The 2,535-nt window shown below is 51.8% G+C and carries 1 protein-coding gene; it reads left to right on the top strand.

Going from position 1 to position 2,535, the window contains the following annotated elements; translation table 11 throughout:
- The first annotated feature begins 535 nt into the window (after positions 1-535).
- The gene (gene mutL, locus KDK14_RS05925) at positions 536-2,491 is read left to right on the top strand and encodes a DNA mismatch repair endonuclease MutL (protein ID WP_257264094.1); all 1,956 of its coding nucleotides are present in this window, start codon (positions 536-538) and stop codon (positions 2,489-2,491) included.
- Positions 2,492-2,535 lie beyond the last annotated feature (44 nt).

The following is a 2,535-nucleotide window of genomic DNA, read 5'->3' as shown; positions in this document are numbered from 1 at the left end:
TATTTGTCGTCAGCTAGAAAACAGGGTATGGATATATACCAGTCACTACTTAGAGTTGTTCAGAATTACAGTAATACGCCTTTGCCGGGTGCTGAATAGTTACAAAAAATGATAAAAAGTTGCACCTCTGACATTCCTTTGCCCGGGAAAGTGTCAGTAAGTGAAGCTGCTGATGTTTCACGGTTACCCGTGTCAGCGGCACTGTCATCCGGTATATCTGTGGAAAGAGACCCTGTGTTATAGCGGCTGATACCATCTGAAAGTACATCAAATATAATACAATTTGTATTGAGAATGACGTTTGGGAGTGGGTTTGTATACGAACTATCCGCACCAGCCTGTTGGACGGAATATCTATCAGGCTGCGGGCCGCAATGATGCATATAACCCTCACCGCCAGTCGCAAAAGTAAACATTTTAATTGCCAGTCTTGACTCATTTGATGGTATAAACCGGGAAGATTTTCTCTCGGTCATGGAGTTACCCTTGTCGTCTATACCCATACACATACTCTTATTGGACCCAATGATTGACCATGAAACCCATTCGTCTCCTTGATAATCGACTGGCTAACCAGATCGCTGCCGGTGAAGTGGTGGAGCGTCCTGCTTCAGTTGTCAAAGAGCTGCTGGAAAACAGCATTGATGCTGGTGCCCGGCGTCTGACGGTTGAAGTGGAAAATGGTGGCGTCAAACTGATTCGTATCCGTGATGATGGTCACGGCATACCTCAGGATGAGTTAGCCATGGCCCTCTCCCGCCACGCCACCAGCAAGATATCCGAACTGGAGGACCTGGAAGGTGTGGCTACCCTTGGCTTTCGTGGGGAGGCGCTTGCCTCCATCAGCTCAGTATCCAGACTTACCCTGACGTCTAATATTGCAGGGCAGGCGTCAGGTTGGCAGGCCAGGGTGGAAGGGCGCGATATGGCAGCGCAGGTTATGCCCGCACCGCACCCGGTAGGGACCACCATAGAAGTCAGGGACCTGTTCTTTAACACGCCGGCTCGTCGCAAGTTTCTGCGTACCGAAAAGACCGAGTTTTCCCACCTTGAAGAGGTGGTCAAGCGCCTGGCCCTGTCCCGCTTTGATGTGGGCTTTACCCTTCGCCACAACCAGCGCAGTGTCCATCAGCTTCGTCCTGCGGTGACTCAGGCGGAAAAAGATCGTCGGGTAGCGGCACTTTGCAGCCCCAAATTTATCGAAAATGCGGTGATTATCGATGTTGCAGCCTCGGGTCTGAAACTGTATGGCTGGGTGGGGCTGCCTACCTTCTCCAGGGCCAGCGCTGATCTGCAGTACTTCTTTGTTAATGGTCGAGTTATTCGGGATAAGCTGGTGGCTCACGCTGTTCGCCAGGCCTATCGTGACGTGCTCTACAGTGGTCGTCATCCGACATTTGTCCTCTACCTGGAATTGGAACCGGCCATGGTGGATGTCAATGTGCATCCCACCAAACATGAAGTCCGGTTTCGTGATGGCAGAACGGTCCATAATTTTCTGTTCAGTACATTGAATCGTGCCCTGGGTGAAGTTCGCCCGGAAGACCAGCTGCCGCCCGCGGTATTGACCAATCCGCCTCAACCCCGGGCATCGGGTATCGATGCCGGTGAGTTTCAGAGACAGGAAGCCATTCAGCTTGCTCCGGCCCCGATGGCATCCAGTAGCGGACACTATGCTAATGAAACCTCAAGCAGTAGTGGCAATCATGCCCAACGCCTGTCGCAAGCAACAGACCCTGGTCAGGTTAAACGACAGATAGAAGCTTATAGTCAGCTATATGCCACTACCGCAGAGCCGTTGAATGCCAATGAGGCCAGAGCGGTGGGTGAAAATGGGGTACAGGAATCCGGTGTGGCATTCCCGCCCCGGGTGCCAACTCAGCCGTTACCAGAAAACGACGCTCTGGCACCACCTTTGGGGTATGCCATTGCCCAGCTAAAAGGGATTTATATTCTCTCGGAAAATGATCAGGGAATGATTCTGGTGGATATGCATGCCGCCCATGAACGGATTACCTACGAGCGAATGAAGCAATCCTATCAGGAACAGGGGATTCGGGCACAACCATTGCTGGTGCCCAAGTCTGTTTCGGTCAGTGAGCGTGAGGCAGACTGTGCTGAAGAAAACAGTGAATACTTCTCCCGTCTGGGATTGACCCTGGAACGGATGGGGCCGGAAACGCTGCTGGTGCGTCAAATACCGGTGATGCTGCAAAATGCCGATGTTGAGAAGCTGTTGCGAGATGTATTCTCAGACTTGATGCAACACGGTACCAGCGACCGCATCGAAGCCCATATCAATGAAATAATGGCCACCATGGCCTGTCATGGATCGGTGCGGGCCAACAGAAAACTGTCCATTGAAGAGATGAACGCCCTGCTCCGGGATATGGAACAGACAGAGCGTAGTGGACAATGTAACCATGGTCGTCCAACCTGGACCATGCTGACTATGGATCAATTGGATAAGTTGTTTTTAAGAGGGCGCTAGGAGGCTGTCCGAGAATAGCGACCGTAGCGAGGATGGCAGAAAAT

The sequence above is a fragment of the Endozoicomonas sp. ONNA2 genome (assembly GCF_024606365.1).
Lineage (GTDB): Bacteria > Pseudomonadota > Gammaproteobacteria > Pseudomonadales > Endozoicomonadaceae > Endozoicomonas.
This window is presented reverse-complemented; position numbering and strand designations above follow the sequence as displayed.